The organism is Nitrospirota bacterium (assembly GCA_040757595.1).
GTDB lineage: Bacteria > Nitrospirota > Nitrospiria > Nitrospirales > Nitrospiraceae > JBFLWP01.
Genome location: JBFLWP010000001.1, coordinates 45,736 through 62,386, shown reverse-complemented (window position 1 = coordinate 62,386; position 16,651 = coordinate 45,736). Strand labels below are relative to the sequence as shown.

General features: G+C 65.5%; 14 protein-coding genes. All 14 read left to right on the top strand.

Going from position 1 to position 16,651, the window contains the following annotated elements; translation table 11 throughout:
- The first annotated feature begins 3 nt into the window (after nt 1–3).
- The 14 genes from rapZ to glnD all read left to right on the top strand — a co-directional run bounded on the left by rapZ (nt 4) and on the right by glnD (nt 16,637).
- A complete protein-coding gene (rapZ, locus tag AB1411_00315) occupies nt 4–870 on the top strand; it encodes an RNase adapter RapZ (GenBank protein ID MEW6542039.1) in 867 nt (288 codons plus the stop codon).
- Nucleotides 871–1,056: 186 nt separating this feature from the next.
- The gene (locus AB1411_00310; protein ID MEW6542038.1) at nt 1,057–1,257 is read left to right on the top strand and encodes a MerR family transcriptional regulator; all 201 of its coding nucleotides are present in this window, start codon (nt 1,057–1,059) and stop codon (nt 1,255–1,257) included.
- 12 nt (nt 1,258–1,269) lie between these two features.
- On the top strand, nt 1,270–2,379 hold the full coding sequence (gene pilM / locus AB1411_00305) for a type IV pilus assembly protein PilM (GenBank protein MEW6542037.1): 1,110 nt from the start codon (nt 1,270–1,272) through the stop codon (nt 2,377–2,379).
- Entirely contained in the window at nt 2,376–2,927 is a 552-nt protein-coding gene (locus tag AB1411_00300) for a PilN domain-containing protein (protein MEW6542036.1), read from the top strand. The genes pilM and AB1411_00300 overlap by 4 nt, the downstream gene beginning before the upstream one ends.
- Before the next feature lies 1 nt (nt 2,928).
- The gene (gene pilO / locus AB1411_00295) at nt 2,929–3,543 is read left to right on the top strand and encodes a type 4a pilus biogenesis protein PilO (GenBank protein MEW6542035.1); all 615 of its coding nucleotides are present in this window, start codon (nt 2,929–2,931) and stop codon (nt 3,541–3,543) included.
- A gap of 55 nt (nt 3,544–3,598) precedes the next feature.
- Nucleotides 3,599–4,165, top strand: a complete 567-nt coding sequence (locus AB1411_00290; protein MEW6542034.1) for a pilus assembly protein PilP — start codon at nt 3,599–3,601, stop codon at nt 4,163–4,165.
- 11 nt (nt 4,166–4,176) lie between these two features.
- On the top strand, nt 4,177–6,432 hold the full coding sequence (gene pilQ / locus AB1411_00285) for a type IV pilus secretin PilQ (GenBank protein ID MEW6542033.1): 2,256 nt from the start codon (nt 4,177–4,179) through the stop codon (nt 6,430–6,432).
- A 12-nt stretch (nt 6,433–6,444) separates the two neighbouring features.
- Entirely contained in the window at nt 6,445–7,620 is a 1,176-nt protein-coding gene (aroC, locus tag AB1411_00280; GenBank protein MEW6542032.1) for a chorismate synthase, read from the top strand.
- 159 nt (nt 7,621–7,779) lie between these two features.
- Nucleotides 7,780–8,898, top strand: coding sequence for a 3-dehydroquinate synthase (gene aroB, locus AB1411_00275; GenBank protein MEW6542031.1), 1,119 nt, complete (start codon nt 7,780–7,782; stop codon nt 8,896–8,898).
- Complete coding sequence (locus AB1411_00270) at nt 8,895–10,160, top strand: GAF and ANTAR domain-containing protein (protein MEW6542030.1); 1,266 nt, start codon at nt 8,895–8,897, stop codon at nt 10,158–10,160. The genes aroB and AB1411_00270 overlap by 4 nt, the downstream gene beginning before the upstream one ends.
- A gap of 198 nt (nt 10,161–10,358) precedes the next feature.
- The gene (locus tag AB1411_00265) at nt 10,359–12,134 is read left to right on the top strand and encodes an NAD+ synthase (GenBank protein MEW6542029.1); all 1,776 of its coding nucleotides are present in this window, start codon (nt 10,359–10,361) and stop codon (nt 12,132–12,134) included.
- A 35-nt stretch (nt 12,135–12,169) separates the two neighbouring features.
- Nucleotides 12,170–13,513 carry an ammonium transporter gene (locus AB1411_00260; protein ID MEW6542028.1) on the top strand — a complete coding sequence of 448 codons (1,344 nt, stop codon included), beginning with the start codon at nt 12,170–12,172 and terminating at the stop codon, nt 13,511–13,513.
- Nucleotides 13,514–13,578: 65 nt separating this feature from the next.
- Nucleotides 13,579–13,917: a P-II family nitrogen regulator gene (locus AB1411_00255; protein MEW6542027.1), complete on the top strand. Its 339-nt coding sequence runs from the start codon at nt 13,579–13,581 to the stop codon at nt 13,915–13,917.
- Complete coding sequence (glnD, locus tag AB1411_00250) at nt 13,914–16,637, top strand: [protein-PII] uridylyltransferase (GenBank protein ID MEW6542026.1); 2,724 nt, start codon at nt 13,914–13,916, stop codon at nt 16,635–16,637. Before AB1411_00255 ends, glnD begins: the two co-directional genes overlap by 4 nt.
- Nucleotides 16,638–16,651 lie beyond the last annotated feature (14 nt).

The window sequence follows — 16,651 nt, the reverse complement described above, 5'->3', positions numbered from 1 at the left end:
CCCATGCAGACGCTCCGCCTCGTGATCATCAGCGGGCTCTCGGGATCCGGGAAGACTTACGCGATCAAGTGCTGTGAGGATCTGGGGTTCTTCTGCGTGGACAATCTGCCGCTGCCTCTGCTTCCCAAGTTCGTCGAGCTGTGCTTGCAGCAGGGAGGGGAAGTCCGCAGCGTCGCGCTGGGCATCGACATCCGCGAACGGGGTTTCCTTGCGGACCTGCTGAGCGATCTGGACCGGTTGAAGTCCCTCGGCCACTCCGTCGAGCTGATCTTTCTCGATGCCCGCGACGAAGTTCTCGTCCGACGCTTCTCGGAGTCACGCCGGCCGCACCCGCTTCTCCCGCAGTCCCCGGTCCTCGAAGGCGTCCGTCTGGAGCGGGAGCGTCTCCAGGATCTCCGGCGACGGGCCGACTGGATCGTGGACACCTCCGACATTACGGTCCACGAATTCAAAGATCAGTTGGCCAGGCACTTTCTGCGGCAGGGAGAGAGTCACCCCATGACCATCTCCCTGCTGACGTTCGGCTTCAAGTTCGGCATTCCCTACGAGGCCGATCTGCTGTTTGACGTGCGATTCCTCCGGAATCCGAATTTCGTGGACGAGTTGAAGCCGCTGACCGGGGAGGACCGGCGCGTACAGGCGTATGTTCTTGACGATCCAGATGCCGTCGCGTTTCTCGATCAGCTCGAAGCCATGCTCAAGCTCCTCTTGCCCCTCTACGAGCGGGAGCGCCGCAGCTACCTGACCATTGCCATCGGCTGCACCGGTGGCCGGCATCGCTCCGTGGCCATTGCGGCCAGGTTGCGTGAACGGCTCGTGGCCCTCGGGCGGGAGAGTGTGTTGCGCCATCGCGACCTGCAGAAGAGTTGACCGGCCGACCGGTTCCTCCCCCCCCGGACCAGGTCTCCTTTCGGTGAACCCTCCGGTTCCGCCCTGCACGAAATGCGCCTGTTGCTTGACAGCTCAACTATACTGACTATACTTAGGTGGCACATTATAGATTGGCGGTTTATGCCTTGAACGAGGACCTCAGCGGGGATTGGAGACGTGAGACGAATGGTTGAGCAGGCGAAGAAGCGTTACAAGACCATTGAGGTGTGCAAGCTCTTTGACGTTTCACGCGCGACGCTGTTCCGATGGGAGCGGGAGGGCTTGATCTCCGGTCCGTCACGCGATTGGCGGAATTGGCGGGTGTACACGGACCAGAACATCAGGGAGATCAAGCGGATCATTCAAACCCGGAACGCAACGCTTTGACCGGAGGCGAGTGTGTTCGAGCCGTTCAAGAGACTGCTGGAGATGGACGTCGGAACGCTTTTCGGACCGTCCAAGCAGCTGCTGGGCTTGGACATCGGCTCCAGCTCGATCAAGCTGGTCCAGATGAAGGGCTACAAGGGGAAATATGCGCTTCAGAAGTTCGGCATGAAGCCGCTGGAGCCCGAAGTGATCGTGGACGGGACGGTGATGGACGCGGCCCGAGTCGTCACCGTCATCAAGGAGTTGTTGCAGGAGTCCGGGACGAAGCTGAAGAACGTCGCGATGTCCATCTCCGGACATTCAGTCATCGTGAAGAAGATCGCGCTCCCCCCGATGCCGGATGAGGAGCTGGAAGGGCAGGTCAAGCTCGCCGCCGAGCAATACATTCCGTTCGACATCAACGAAGTCAACCTGGACTTTCACATTCTGAACCCGCTGGAGCAGTCGGATGACGGGCAGCCCCAAATGTCGGTCCTGTTGGTTGCGGCCAAGAAGGAGAAGGTGAACGAATTGACTGAATTGGTCAAGGGCGCAGGATTGAACCCGATGGTGTTGGACGTGGACGCCTTTGCCATTGAGAACATGCACGGGATCAACTATTCGCCAGGGGCGGACGAGATCACGGCGTTGGTGAACGTCGGCGCCAGCGTGATGAACGTCAATATCTTGAAGGGGAACGTCTCGCTGTTCACGCGGGATATTTCCATCGGCGGCAATCGCTACACCGAAGCCATCCAGCGAGACCTGGGTGTTTCATACGAGGAGGCGGAGGCGGCCAAGCAGGGGGAGCGCCGTGAAGGGCTGGACCTGGATGCCGTCGCCACCGTGATCGAAAACGTCAACGCGGAAGTCGCCACGGAGATTGCCCGCTCCATCGACCACTTCAGGTCGATTTACTCGGACCTGGAGGTGAGCCGGATCCTGTTGTGCGGAGGATGCGCCAGAGTAGCCGGATTGGTTCAGCAGTTGCGGGATCGCATGGGAGTAGCCGTCGAACTGGCCAATCCCTTCAGCCAGGTTGATACGACCGGCGCGCAATTGGACCCGGAGTTCCTGTCCAGCGTGGCGCCCCAGGCAGCGGTCGGAGTCGGATTGGCGCTGCGGACGATCGGCGATCGATGATCCGAATCAACCTGCTTCCCGGACCACGCGCACGCGCGGCCCAGAAACAATGGGATGTCCGGCTGGAGGCGGCTGGGGCCGCGGGCCTGATTCTTCTGACCTTGGCGAGCTGCTGGTACTATTCGGGGGTTCTGGACGGGGAGATCGAAGCCCGTCAGCTGGAGAAGCAGGAGAAAGGCAAGCGGCTGACGGCGCTCAAGGAGAAGGTCAAGCAGGTCGAGGATTTCGAGCAGAAGAAAAAGCAGCTCGAGGACAAGAATCGGATCATCGAGCAGCTGGAGAAGGCCCGTGTCGGCCCGGTCCGGGTCATGGATTACGTCAGTCAGAGCCTGGAGCCGCTCAAGCTCTGGCTCGTGAGGTTGCAGGTCAAGGGGGGCGATGTCGAACTCGAAGGGCGGGCGATGAGCAACGACGACGTCGTCGAGTTCGTCAACAACCTGCGGCGGACCAATTATTTCAGCGCGATCCGGCTGGCGGAGACACGGTCCGGCACGGAAGGCAAGGCGGCGGTCTATCAGTTCAAGCTCAACTTGGCCGTGAAGGGATGACGTGGACCTGCCCAAGCTCAACCTGGAAGTCCTCCGCACGGTGCCGGTCGCCCAGAAAGTCGCCCTGCTGGCGATCGTCGTGGCCGGAGTTGCCGTGGGGTTCTATTACTATGTGGCGGTGCCGAAGTCGGATCTCGTTGCCAGCCTGCAGGCGGATATCGGCAGGTTGGACGCGGAGATCCAGGCGACCAGCATCAAGGTCAAGCACCTGGAGGAATTGATTGCGGCCAGCAAACAGCTCGAAGAGGAGCTCAACAAGAAAAAGGAACGACTCCCCCCGGAAGAAGAGGCGGTCTCGCTGCTCAAGCAGCTCTCGGATCTGGGCGTGCGGCTCGGCCTCGACATCAAACTCTGGAAGCCGGGCAGTCCGGCTCAGGACCAGTCCAAACTGTTCGTGCGGATGCCGGTGAACGTGGAGGTCGCGGGCAGCTACCATACGGCCGGGTTGTTCTTCGACCGGATCAGCAAGATGCCCCGGATCATGAGCGTCGCGGATCTGCGCATGGGATCTCCGAAGGTCGAGCGGGAGCGGGTGGTGATCCAGACCGTATTCGAACTGACGGCGTTCGCGGCGCCTCCCGAAAGCAAGGAGACGGCGCCGCCGGCGAAGAAGTAACGGCGTCCGTGAGAGAGGCGGAATCGGATCACGGAGCGGGGCCGAAGGAGGGGGAGTGGGGACTCCGTTCTGGCGGGGGACAAGCTGGTTGGCGGTGGCGTTGGTGTGGGGGAGCGGCTGGCTCATGGGCGTGTCCGCCGATCATGCGGGAGGCAGCATGCTGGTTGCCCAGGCGAACCAAGCTGCGCCGGCGCCATCGGTCGGGAGCGCCCCTCAGGCCGCCCCATCGGCGCAGGATCCGGCCCTGCCCAACGCCTCCGGCGGGGGCGGCTATTCCTACGACCCGTCGCAGAGGCGGGACCCGTTCAAGCCGGTCGGCATAGAGAGCCAGCAGCCGGGCGAGGAAAACCTGGATCTGCCCCCGCTGATGCGGGCGCCGCTCACGGAGCTCAACGTCATCGCGATCGTGTGGGGCGGCTTCGGCTACACGGCCATGGTGCAGACGCCGGACGGGAAGGGCTACACGGTGCGTAAGGGCACGAAGATCGGACCGAACAACGGCGTGGTCAGCGCGATCACCGAAAGCGCCGTGATCGTCCAGGAGCACTATACGGACGTCTACGGCAAGAAGCAGGTGCGGGAGTACATCAAGCGCCTGCGCGAGAAAGAGCGGGCCCCATGAAGCTCCGCCACATGACAGTCGTTCCTTTCGTGGTTGCGCTGACGGTTTGGAGTTTGGCTGGCTGCGTGCACCAGCCGACCGATCCTTCCGACGGATTCTCCGGCCAGGAAGTCCGGCCCCTTGAACGGGTCCGGATGGTCGATCTGGGGGATCGTCTGCGGTTCGAGATGGAGAGCGATCGTCCGTTCAGCTACGACGTCTCGAGCAGCGTGGCTCCGTCGAGCGTGACGGTGGAGTTGCCCGGATTCTCCAAAGGCGCTGACTTGCAACGTCTGGAGGTGAACAAGCCGCCGGTCCTCCAGATGACTCCCACCGAGATCGCCGCTCCCAAGCCGGCCCTGCAACTGGTGTTCTCGCTGACGACGGTGGTGGAGCCCGCCGTCAAGGTCGAAGGGACGCGCCTCTTTGTGGAGTTTCCCGTGGGGAAGGCCAAGGTCCAGGCCGGGGAGGGGCCGGAGGCGGCGGCGTCCGAGTCGCTCGTGGTTCAACAGGAACCTTCTGGCAGGGACCGGAAACCGGCGAAGACCATGACCAAGGTGGAGGTCCAGCGGGGGGATCGGGAGGCCACCGTCGTCATTCACGGGGACGGGGAGTTCACCTATGACGTACGGCCGCTGAGCCAGGATCGTCTGGTGGTTGATCTGCCCAATGTCGCGTCTCCGCTTCGCCTGCAGGTCTTGCCAGTGGACCATCCGCTCCTCAAGCAAATCCGGGTCGGGCACCATTCTCAGAAGGTGCGGGTGGTGCTCGACCTGCCGCGAAAGTCCTCGTACACCGTGCAGCGGGGCCCCAATTCGCTCGCGATCCGGCTGACCGCCCTGGCCGGAGCCGACCCGGGTCCCGGCGGAGCTGACCGGCGGGAAGCCGAATCGGCGGAAACCGGCCAGGCCGGCGAACGTGTCCGGGTCGCCCCGGCGGGCCGTGTGCCGTTCCCCGAGCGGCTGGCTCAGATCGAGGAAAGCCCGCGCCTCGCGCAGATGGCGCCGGAGGCCAAGGGAACCGCCGAGTCGGAGGACATCGGGCAGTCCCGTTACGTGGGACGGCGGATCTCGCTGGATTTCCAGGCCGCGGACATCACGAACGTGCTGCGGCTGCTGGCCGACGTGAGCGGGCTCAACATCGTCGTCGGCGAGGCGGTCAAGGCCAAGGTGACGATGAAGCTGATCAACGTCCCTTGGGATCAGGCCCTGGACATGCTGCTGAAGATGAACAACCTGGGCATGATCAAAGAGGGCAACATCATCTGGATCGACACGCTCGCCAACATCGCCAAGCAGCAGGACGAGGAGGCCAAGGCCAAGGAGTCCAGGGTCAAAGCCGAGGACCTGGTCACCAGGATCGTCTATGTGAAGAACGTCCAGGCGCAGGAGCTCCTTCAGACGCTCCGTCAGTACCTGAGCGCCAGGGGGCAGGTCCAGGTGGCCCAGGCTACGAACGCCCTGGTCATCCAGGATACGGAGTCCCGCATCGCCGCGTTTGCCAAGCTCGTCGAGGACCTCGACATCGAAGTGCCCCAGATCCAGATCGAGGCCCGGATCGTCCAGGCCGACACGACGTACATCCGGTCGCTGGGGGTCCAGTGGGGGGTCCAGAACCTGACCAACCTGCCCAACGACCGGGTGTTCAACTTCTTTAGCGGGAACACGGGCAACTTCGCGGCGCAGACGGGGAACTTCCTCGTCAACCTGCCGGCGTCGCCCGGCTTCACGGTCCCGGCGGTGGGCATCACGCTGGGGAAGACGACCGGCACGCTGCTGGACATGCGGCTCTCCGCGGGCGAATCCTTGGGCTTGACCAAAACGCTCGCCGCTCCTAAGATTACGACCCTCGACAAGAGGGAGGCGAAGATCGAGCAGGGGGAATCGATTCCCTACCAGACCACGTCGCTCCAGGGAACCCAGACCACGTTCGTGGACGCGTTGCTGACGCTCCAGATCACGCCTCAGATCACCTCGCGGGACCCCAAGGACCCGGCGAAACAGATCCTGATGAAGGTCAGGGCCACGAGGAACGCGCCTGGCTCCGCGAGCAACCCGAATGCGGGCGTCAACATCTCCAAGCGGGAGGCGATCACCCAGGTGCTCGTGCGCGACGGGGAGACGATGGTCATCGGCGGGATCATGGAAGACGTGCAGACGAACACGGTGAACGGCGTTCCCTACCTGTCGCGCATTCCGATCATCGGGTGGCTGTTCAAGAGCAAGACGGAGAACATCTCCAAGAAGGAACTGCTGATCTTCCTCACGCCGATCATCCTGAAGAGCTGAGGCGAAGTTTCTATGCTGCGGTACCTCAATGCGGGTGAATCGCACGGGAAGTATCTGCTCGCCGTGCTGGAAGGCGTGCCGGCCGGCCTGCCCCTGACGGCGGAGGACGTCAATCGGGACCTAGCCCGCCGTCAAAAGGGCTACGGGCGGGGCGGTCGCATGAGGGTCGAGGAGGACCGCGTCGAGTTCGCCTGCGGGGTCCGCAAGGGGTTGACGCTGGGGAATCCGGTCGGGCTGATCGTCGCCAACAAGGACTGGGAGAATTGGAAAGAGGTGATGGCGGCGGAGCCGGGGCCGGTGCCCCAGGAAAAGGTCGTGACCCGGCCTCGCCCCGGGCACGCCGACCTGGTTGGGGCGATCAAGTACGGCCATCGGGACGTGCGAAACGTGCTCGAAAAGGCCAGCGCGCGCGAGACGGCCATCCGCGTGGCCGTGGGCGGCGTCGCCAAGGCCCTGCTGGCGCAGTTCGGTGTGACGGTGCTCAGCTACACGACCGAGATCGGCGGGATCCTGGCCAAGAGGCCGGAAGGCTCGAGCCCGGCGGACTACCTCGCCGCCTACGAGCGGGCCGAATCCTCCGACGTCCGGTGTCCCGACCCGGAGGCCGGGGCCCAGATGATCGAGCGGATCAGGACGGCCAAGCACCGGGGGGACACGCTGGGCGGCGTCTTCGAGGTCGTGGTCACGAACCCCCCGATCGGGCTAGGGAGCTACGCCCAGTGGGACCGGCGCCTGAGCGCCAGGTTGGCCATGGCGGCCATGAGCATCCAGGCGATGAAGGGCGTGGAGATCGGCATGGGCTTCGAGGCGGCACGCCGGTTCGGCTCCGAGGTGCACGACGACATCTATTACGACCACGGTGAGCGGCGGTTCGTGCGCAAGACCAACAACGCGGGCGGACTCGAGGGCGGGATCACCAACGGCGAGCCCATCGTCCTGCGGGTGGCCATGAAGCCCATTTCCACCCTCTACAGTCCCAAGAAGAGCGTGGACATCCAGACCAAGGAGCCGTTCGACGCCACGGTCGAGCGGTCGGACATCTGTACGGTGCCGGCAGCCGGGGTCGTCGGGGAGGCGGTCATCGCGTTCGAGATGGCCAACGCCATGATCGAAAAGTTCGGCGGCGACAGTCTCGAGGAGATGAAGCGGAACGTCGAGTCCTACCAGGCCTACGTGAAAGCCTTTTAGCTTCCGCTCCGCTTGTGGTACCATCCCCGCAGTTCCACTCCGTCCCAGCAAGCCGATAGGAGTCTCGGCGAACTCCGTGCCTCCGGCTGGGGACCTTCTCCCGGAAGGCAGGAGTCTTCCTGCGGCTTGAGTTCCGGCATCGGTGGGCGAGGTCTTGAGGTGACTGCGAAACCCCGTTGCGTGACGGTCTCCCTGGCCGAACGCAGCTACGACATCCTGATCAAGGCCGGCTTGTTGGAAGAGACCGGCGCGCGGCTGCGGGCGCTCGGGCTCTCCGGGAAGGTGGCGGTCGTGACGGACCGGACCGTCGCCCGGCTGTACGCCCCGGATGTCGTCCGCTCCCTGAAGAGGGCCGGCTACGAGACCCGCACGGTCGTGGTGCCGGCCGGCGAACGGGCCAAGACCCTCCGCTGGGTGTCCTCGGTCCTGGACGGACTCGTCAGGGGGAAATTCGAGCGCCAATCCGTCCTGCTGGCCTTGGGGGGGGGAGTCGTCGGAGACCTGGCGGGGTTCGCCGCCGCGATCTTCGTCCGCGGCATTCCCTTCGTTCAAGCCCCGACCACGCTGGTGTCCCAGGTGGACTCCAGCGTCGGCGGGAAGACCGGGGTGAACCACCCGCTGGGGAAAAACCTGATCGGGGCCTTCCACCAGCCGCGGCTCGTCCTCATTGATCCGGCGACGCTCCGTACCCTGCCGGCCCGCGAATGGGTGGCCGGGCTGGCCGAGGTGATCAAGTACGGGGTCATCGAGGATGAGACGTTCTTCGCCTACCTGGAGCGGCACATGGAGGGCCTGTTGAAGGTGGAGGAGGAGCCGGTGGCGCACGTGATCACCCGCTCCTGTCAGATCAAGGCGGCGGTCGTGGCGGAGGACGAGCGGGAGTCCGGCCGACGGCGCGTCCTCAATTACGGCCATACCATCGGCCACGCGCTGGAGTCCCTGGGGCGGTATCGGAACCTGATCCACGGCGAAGCGGTCGCGATCGGCATGGTGCAGGAAGCGGACCTGGCCCGGCACCTGGGCCTGTGCGACGAGGCCGTGGTGGCCCGCCTGCGGGAGCTGGTGCGGGCCGCCGGGCTGCCGGACGCGCTGCCGCCCGTGACCTTTGCCGAGCTGTGGGACGCGATGCAGCACGACAAGAAGGTCGCCCAGGGCCTCGTCCACTGCGTCCTGCCCGAGCGGGTCGGCGCGGTCCGGATCGCGCCGTTGGAACGCACTGCGGTCAAGGACTGGTTCCGGCAGCGCACGCATCGCAGCCGGAGGCGGAAGCCATTATGATTTCCAAGCGGACGCCCTCACCCCAACAGCTCGAGCAGGCCCTGCGGGAGAAGACCCGCGAGGTGGACGTGCTGCACCGGATCAGCGAGTCCATCAGCGGGACGCTCGACCTGGAAGCGGTGCTCAAGCACATCGTCGAGGTGGTGGTGGAGGTCACCAAGGCCGACGCCTGCCTGCTCTACCTGCTCTCCGAGAGCCGGGAGGAGCTGATCCTGCGCGCGTCCAAGAATCCCCATCCCCGGCTGATCGGGCGGATCACGATCGGGCTGGGAGAGGGGATCACCGGCTGGGTGGCGCGCGAGCGCACGCGGGTCGTGATCCCCAGCAACGCCAACGACGATCCCCGGTTCAAGTTCTTCCACAACCTGCCCGAGGACCGGTACCAGGCCTTCGTCTCGGTGCCGATCATGGCGAAGAACGAGGTCGTGGGCGTGATCAACGTGCAGCACAAGCGCCCCCGCCGGTATCGGCCCGACGAGCTGGCCCTACTCTCGACGATCGCGAACCAGGTGGGCGGCGCCATCGAAAACGCCAGGCTCTACGCCGAGATGAAGCGCAAGGCCGTGCAGGTGGACACGCTCTCGCAGGTCTCGGAGACCGTGGCCTCGAACCGGCTGCTGCAGGACATCCTGCAACTGATCGTGACGGTGACCGCGCAGATGCTGAACTCCAAGATCTGCTCGATTATGCTGCTGGACCCGGAGAGCGACGAGCTGCGCATCATGGCCACGCAGAGCCTGAGCGAGCAATACCGCCGCAAGCCGAACCTGAAGGTCGGGCAGAGCATCAGCGGCCGGGCCGTGCAGGAGCGCCGTCCCATCATCGTGCCGGACGTCACCAAGGAGCGGGACTACATGTACCCGGAGATCGCCCGCAAGGAGGGGCTCTGCTCGCTGGTGTCGGTCCCGATGCTCATCCGTGACCGGGCGGTCGGGGTCATCAACAGTTACACTTCCGTGCCCCACACCTTCACCGCCGAGGAGATCAAGGTCCTGCAGGCCGTGGCCAACCAGGCGGCCATCGCGATCGAGAACGCCAAGCTCGTGGAGAAGTCCTTCGAGATGCAGGAGGCCCTCGAGGTCAGGAAGCTGGTGGAGCGGGCCAAGGGCTGCCTCATGCAAGCCAAGGGCATCTCGGAAGAAGACGCCTTCCGCCTGATGCAGCGCCAGAGCATGGACACCAGGAAATCCATGCGCGAGATCGCCGAAGCCGTGATCCTGGCGATCGGCATCGAACGGCAGGTCGACCGAAAAAGGGCTTGACAGGTCGGGCTGGCCGATGATACAAGGTCGTTCAATTGCGTAGGGAGACAACGACGTTTCCCCATTGGAAGTGAGCCCGGCAGAGCAGGCCGGATGACGGACGACGACGTCCTCAGCCCCCGAAGAGAGTCGGTGGGGCGAGGGCGTTTTTTTTTGCCTTTGATCCGGGGTTGTGAGCGCTGAAGAGGGTGACGGCGCGTGCGCACGTTCCGCATCGCCATGGTCCAGATGAACCCCACCGTGGGGGACCTGAGCGGCAACGTCCGCCGGATTGCGGATTGGCTGCGGGAGGCCAGGAAGGCGAGGGCGGATCTCGTCGCGTTCCCCGAGCTGGCCATCACCGGCTATCCGCCGGAGGACCTCCTGCTCAAGCCCAGGTTTCTGGAGGATACGAGACGGGCGCTGGAGGAAGTGGTGGCCAGGTGCCGCGACACGTCCGCCGTCGTCGGTTACGTGGCCGAGGGTGCCATGGCGGAGCCCAAGCCGGGCCATCCCATGGTCGTGCCGGCAGGCCGGCACGAGCTGTACAATGCGGCGGCCGTCATCGCCGATCGGCGGCTGGTCGCCACCTATTGCAAGATGTTCCTGCCCAACTACGGAGTGTTCGACGAAAGCCGGTATTTTCACCAGGGCCGCAGGGTACCGCTCATCGTTCTGAACGGGACCGTGCTGGGCGTGAACATCTGCGAGGACATCTGGTTTCCGGAGGGGCCGACCAGGATGCAGGCCGCGGCCGGGGCCGAGGTGATCGTGAACATCAACGCCTCGCCCTTCCACGTGGGTAAGAGCCGGTTCCGCGAGCAGATGCTGGCGACCAGGGCGCGCGAGAACGGCGTGATCGTGACCTATACCAACACGGTGGGCGGGCAGGACGAGTTGGTCTTCGACGGGAACAGCCTGATCCTAGACCAGACCGGCGAGGTAGTCTTGCGCGGCAAGGCGTTTGAAGAGGACCTGCTGGTGGCCGACCTGAACGTGTCGGCCGTGGCCAGAACCAGCCTGCACGGAAGGAGAAAATGGCCGGCCGGAAGGGCCGCCGCGTCCATCGAGCGGATCGTCGTCTCCGACGCTCCCGCGGCCAGGCCGCGCCCCGGGCTCGTGCCCCACAGTGAAGCCCCGATAAGTCCGTTGGAAGAGGTCTACGAGGCGCTCGTGCTGGGCGTGCGGGACTATGTCCGGAAGAACGGATTCAAGCAGGTCGTCATCGGGTTGAGCGGCGGGGTGGACTCGGCCCTGACCGCCGTGGTCGCGGTGGATGCCCTGGGGCCGGCCCATGTTCTGGGGGCCTTCATGCCTTCGCCCTACACGTCGCGCGAGAGCCGGGAGGACGTGGCGGAGCTGGTTCGCCGCCTGGGGATCGAGCAGTGCACGATCCCGATCACGGGCACGTTCCGGTCCTACCTCCGCACGTTGGCCGGGGTGTTTGCCCAGCGGAAGCCGGATGCGACGGAAGAAAACATCCAGGCGCGCATCAGGGGCAACATCCTGATGGCCATCTCCAACAAGTTCGGACACTTGGTCCTGACGACCGGGAACAAGAGCGAGATGAGCGTGGGCTATGCGACGCTGTACGGAGACATGGCCGGCGGCTTCGCCGTGATCAAGGACGTGCCCAAGACGATGGTGTACGATCTGGCGCGGTTGCGGAACCGGGCCGCCTCCCAGCCGGTCATTCCCAAACGGATTCTGGATCGGGCTCCGTCGGCGGAGCTCAAGCCGAACCAGCGGGACGAGGATACGCTGCCGCCCTATGCGATCCTCGATCCGATCCTGAAGGCGTACGTGGAGGAGGACCGGTCGCCGGAAGAGATCGTCGCGATGGGGTTCGACCGGGGCACGGTGACGCGCGTGATCGCCATGGTGGATCGCAGCGAGTACAAGCGGCGACAGGCGCCGATCGGAATCAAGATCACCCACCGGGCCTTCGGCAAAGATCGGCGGATGCCGATCACGAACGGTTATCGGAACGTCTGAGGAGCGCCCACACCATCCGGGGGGAGGAGGGGACGGTGACGCCAACGAGACGCAAAGGACGCGGGAGTCGGACTGGATGGGCGTGGGCGGCCCTGTGCCTAGCCGTGACGGCGGGGGAGGCCTGGGCGGAGCAGGGCACGCCGGCTCCGCCGGCTTCCGGGATCAACAGCGGCGACACGGCCTGGATGCTGGCCGCCTCGGCGCTCGTCCTCGCCATGGTTGCGCCCGGGTTGGCCCTGTTCTACGGAGGGCTGGTGCGGAGCAAGAACGTGCTCGGCACGATCATGCAGACCTTCGTCATCCTCTGCCTGGTCAGCGTCATCTGGGCCCTGTTCGGCTACAGCCTCGCGTTCGGGCCGGACAAGGGCGGGGTGGTCGGCAGCCTCGACTGGGCGGGGCTGGCCGGGGTCGGGGCCGCCCCCCATCCGGCCTATGCGCCCACGGTGCCCCACGGGCTCTTCATGGTTTTTCAGTTGCTGTTCGCCGCCTTCACTCCGGCCCTGATCGCCGGCGCCTTCGCCGAGCGGGTCCGATTCAGCGCCCTGCTGTTGTTCACGGTCCTCTGGTCGATCTTCATCTACAGCCCGCTCGCGCACTGGCTCTGGGGCGGGGGGTGGCTGGGCAAGATGGGGGCCGTGGACTTCGCCGGCGGAGCCGTCGTGCACACGAGCTCGGGCGCCGCGGCCCTGGCCTGCGCCCTGGTCGTGGGCAAGCGTCGGGGCTGGCGGACGGACTACATGCCTCCTCACAACCTGCCCCTGGTGATGCTGGGCACGGGGATCCTGTGGTTCGGTTGGTTCGGCTTCAACGGGGGGAGCGCGCGAGGCGCCAACGCGGCGGCGGTCGGTGCGGTGGTCTCGACCCATCTGGCGGCGGCGGCCGCGGTCCTGAGCTGGATGACCGTGGAATGGATGCACCGGGGCAAGCCCACGGTGCTGGGAGCCGCGACCGGGGCGGTGGCGGGAATGGCCAGCTCCACCGCCGGCGCCGGTTTCATCGGTCCCCTGGCCGCCCTGCTGATCGGCGGGACGGCCGGAATCCTGTGTTACTACGCCATTGTTTGGAAAGGGAGGATCGGCTATGATGACGCCCTCGACGTCGTCGGGATCCACGGGGCGGCCGGGATCGTCGGAATTCTGGCGGCGGGCCTCTTCGCCTCCAAGGCCGTGAATCCAGCCGGGGTGGACGGGCTCTTTTTCGGAAACTCCGCCCTCTTCGGGATCCAAGCGCTGACGGTCTTCGCGGTGGTCGCGTTTGCCTTCATCGGCACCTTTGTGCTCCTCAAGCTGGTCGACGGGGTGATCGGGCTGCGGGTTCCGCCGGAGCAGGAGTCCACCGGCCTGGATCTCAGTCAGCACAACGAGCGGGCGTACTCATAAGCAGCCGGGGCGCGGGGCTCGGGGCATCGGGCGCGGGGCGGGATGACAGCATACAGGGAGACCATATGAAACTCGTCGAGGCGATCATCAAGCCGTTCAAATTGGATGAGGTCAAGGACGCCCTGTTGGAGATCGGCGTCCAGGGCATGACCGTGACCGAAGTCAAGGGATTCGGCCGGCAGAAGGGGCACAAGGAGACCTATCGGGGCACCGAGTACACGATCGAGTTTGTGCCGAAGGTCAAGATAGAGGTGGCGGTGACGGACAGCCAGGTTCCCCGCGTGATCGAGACCATCACGCGCACGGCCAAGACGGGCAGCATCGGGGACGGCAAGATCTTCGTGCGGGATCTGAATGCGGCGGTCCGGATCCGCACCGGTGAAACGGGGGAAAGCGCGCTGTGACCGTGACGGCCGACAACCGGTCCGCGGTGGGCCTTCTGGGCGAGGGCCGCTCCGCCGCGACCCTGCTCGCCGAGCAGCGGCGGGCGATCCACCAGCGGCTGCTGGACGGGGCCTCGGGGGCCGAGGTGATGGCGGCCCTCACCGAGCTGGTGGACGGGTTGATCATCGGCCGCTACCGCAACGCGGTCCGGAGCGGGGACGAGGAGGCGCAGGCCGCGGGAACCCAACAGTGCTGCCTCGTGGCCCTGGGCGGCTACGGCCGTCGTGAGCTGGCGCCCCACTCCGACATCGACGTGATGCTCCTCTATCGTCCGGATGCCGCCCAGGCCGCCTCCGGCTTGGCCAAGGACGTGCTGCATCACCTGTGGGACCTCGGGTTCCAAGTCGGTCACAGCGTGCGCACCATCCAGGATTGCGTGGAGCTGGCAGCTGACGACTTGACGATCCGCACATCCATGATGGAGGCGCGGTTCCTCGCCGGCAGCCCCCAGTTGTTCCAGGCGTTTCACCGCCGGTACTTTCGCCAGGTGGTCGGGAGGGGAACGGACCGGTTCATCGAGCAGAAGCTGGAGGAGCGCCGTCGCGAGTACGAGAAGTTCGGAGAGACGGTCTACCTTCTGGAGCCCAACGTGAAGAAGAGCAAGGGCGGCTTGCGGGACCTGCACGTGCTCCAGTGGGCGGGGATGGCCCGCTACCAGGCCGCCACGCTCCAGGATCTGGCCGACCGGGGCATCCTCTCCCGCCGAGACTATCAGGCCCTCGTGGAGGCCCGCGAGTTCCTGTGGCGCGTTCGGGCCCTCATGCACGTCCATGCCGGCATGGCGCAGGAGATCCTCACGTTCGACGAGCAGGTCCGGCTGGCCGAGCAGTTCGGCTTCAAAGACCGGCCGCACCTCCTGGCGGTCGAGCAGTTCATGCAGCGGTACTACCGGCACACGATGGGCCTCCACGAGACCTCCGTCCGGTTCGTGGACCGCTGCCGCCGCGTGCCGGTCTGGCAGAGGCTGGCCGGCCTGTTGCCGTCCAGGAGGATCGACGGCCACTTCCAGGCGTCCGGTCGGCGGCTGACGGTGCCGATGGACCAGCGAAGCCGGGTCCTGGACAGTCCGGAGCTGCTCCTGCGTCTGTTCGAGCTGGCCGGGTCCCGGCGTCTGGCGATCGACACCGAGCTGCTCGAGGAGATCCATCGGCACGTGGACAGCGTCTCGATCGAGGCCTTCCGGGCTCCGGAGGTGAGCCGGGTCTTCTGCAAGATCCTTGCGGGACCCGGCGCGGTGGCCGAGACGCTCGCCGCCATGCACCGGGCGCACTTGTTGGAGAAGCTCATCCCGGTCTTCGCTACGGTGCGGGGGCTGATGCAGTTCAACCAGTACCACAAGTACACGGTGGACGAGCACAGCCTGCTCGCGGTGGCCAAGGCCGAGGATCTGGCGGGGGACCAGGGCGTGCTCGGCGAAGTGTACCGGGAGATCCAGCGCAAGGACCTTCTGCACCTGGCGATCTTGTTGCACGACCTGGGAAAGGGTCGGGAGGAGGACCACAGTGAAGTCGGGAAGGCCATCGCCGAGGAGGCAGCGGTCCGGCTGGGGTTCGACGAGCAGGAGACGAGGACCCTGATCTTCCTGGTGCATCGGCACCTGCTCATGGCCCACACGGCCTTCCGGCGAGACCCCTACGACGAGAAGGTTCTCCTGACGTTCGCCCGGGCGGTTGCGACGCCGGAGGTGCTCCGCAAACTGCTCGTCCTGACCGCGGCGGACATCGCGGCGGTGGGGCCTGGCGTCCTGACCAAGTGGAAGGAGTCTCTTTTGATCGAGCTCTACCTGCGGACGCTGCCGGAGGTATCCGGCGAACGGGATGCGGCGGTCGGGCTCGAGCGGATGAAGCGGCTGGCCGGGGAGGTGGCGCGCGAAGCCGGGCCGGCGGGGGCCGGTCCGATGGACCTGGCCTGGATCGAGTCCCAGATGGCCCAGTTCCCGCAGCGATACGTGCACGGAACCTTGCCCAGGCGGATGGCCGCGCATCTGGCGGCGGTGAGACGCCTGCAGCCGGACGAGGTCTTGGTCGAGGATCACTTCGACGAAGGGCTGGGAGCCTGCGAATATACGGTGGTGACGTTCGACAGCCTGGTGCCGGGCATTTTCTCGAAGATCGCGGGCGTCATGGCCGCCAAGGGGCTCCAGGTCCTCGATGCGCGGATCGTCACGCGGAAGGACGGGGTCGTCGTGGACACGTTCCAGGTGAGCGACGCGGACTACACCGGGGCCCCTCCGCCTTCGCGGCGGGCCGACATTGCCCGGATGATCGTGGCGGTCCTCAAGGGCGAGGAGCGGGTGGAGGACCTGGTGGCCAACAGCAGCCGGCTTCCTGCGACCAGGCGACTGCCGGCCAACCGCCAGCCGACGGAGGTCCAGGTGGACAACGAGACCTCGGACCGGTTCACGATCCTGGACGTGTTCGCAGACGACCGGCAGGGCTTGCTGTACGTGATCACCCATGCGATCTTCGAACTGGGGCTGTCGGTGCACGCCGCGCGGATCTCCACGCGGCTGGATCAGGTCGCCGACGTGTTCTACGTGACGGATCTCGACGGGCGGAAGGTCGAAGATCACGGACGCCTGGAGACCGTCCGCGTGACGATCAAGGACAGGATCGATCGCTTCCTGGGCGAGCCGGCTGGTTCCCAGGAGCGCAACTCATGGGCCATGTCATCTCAATGATTAGGTGGATGAGG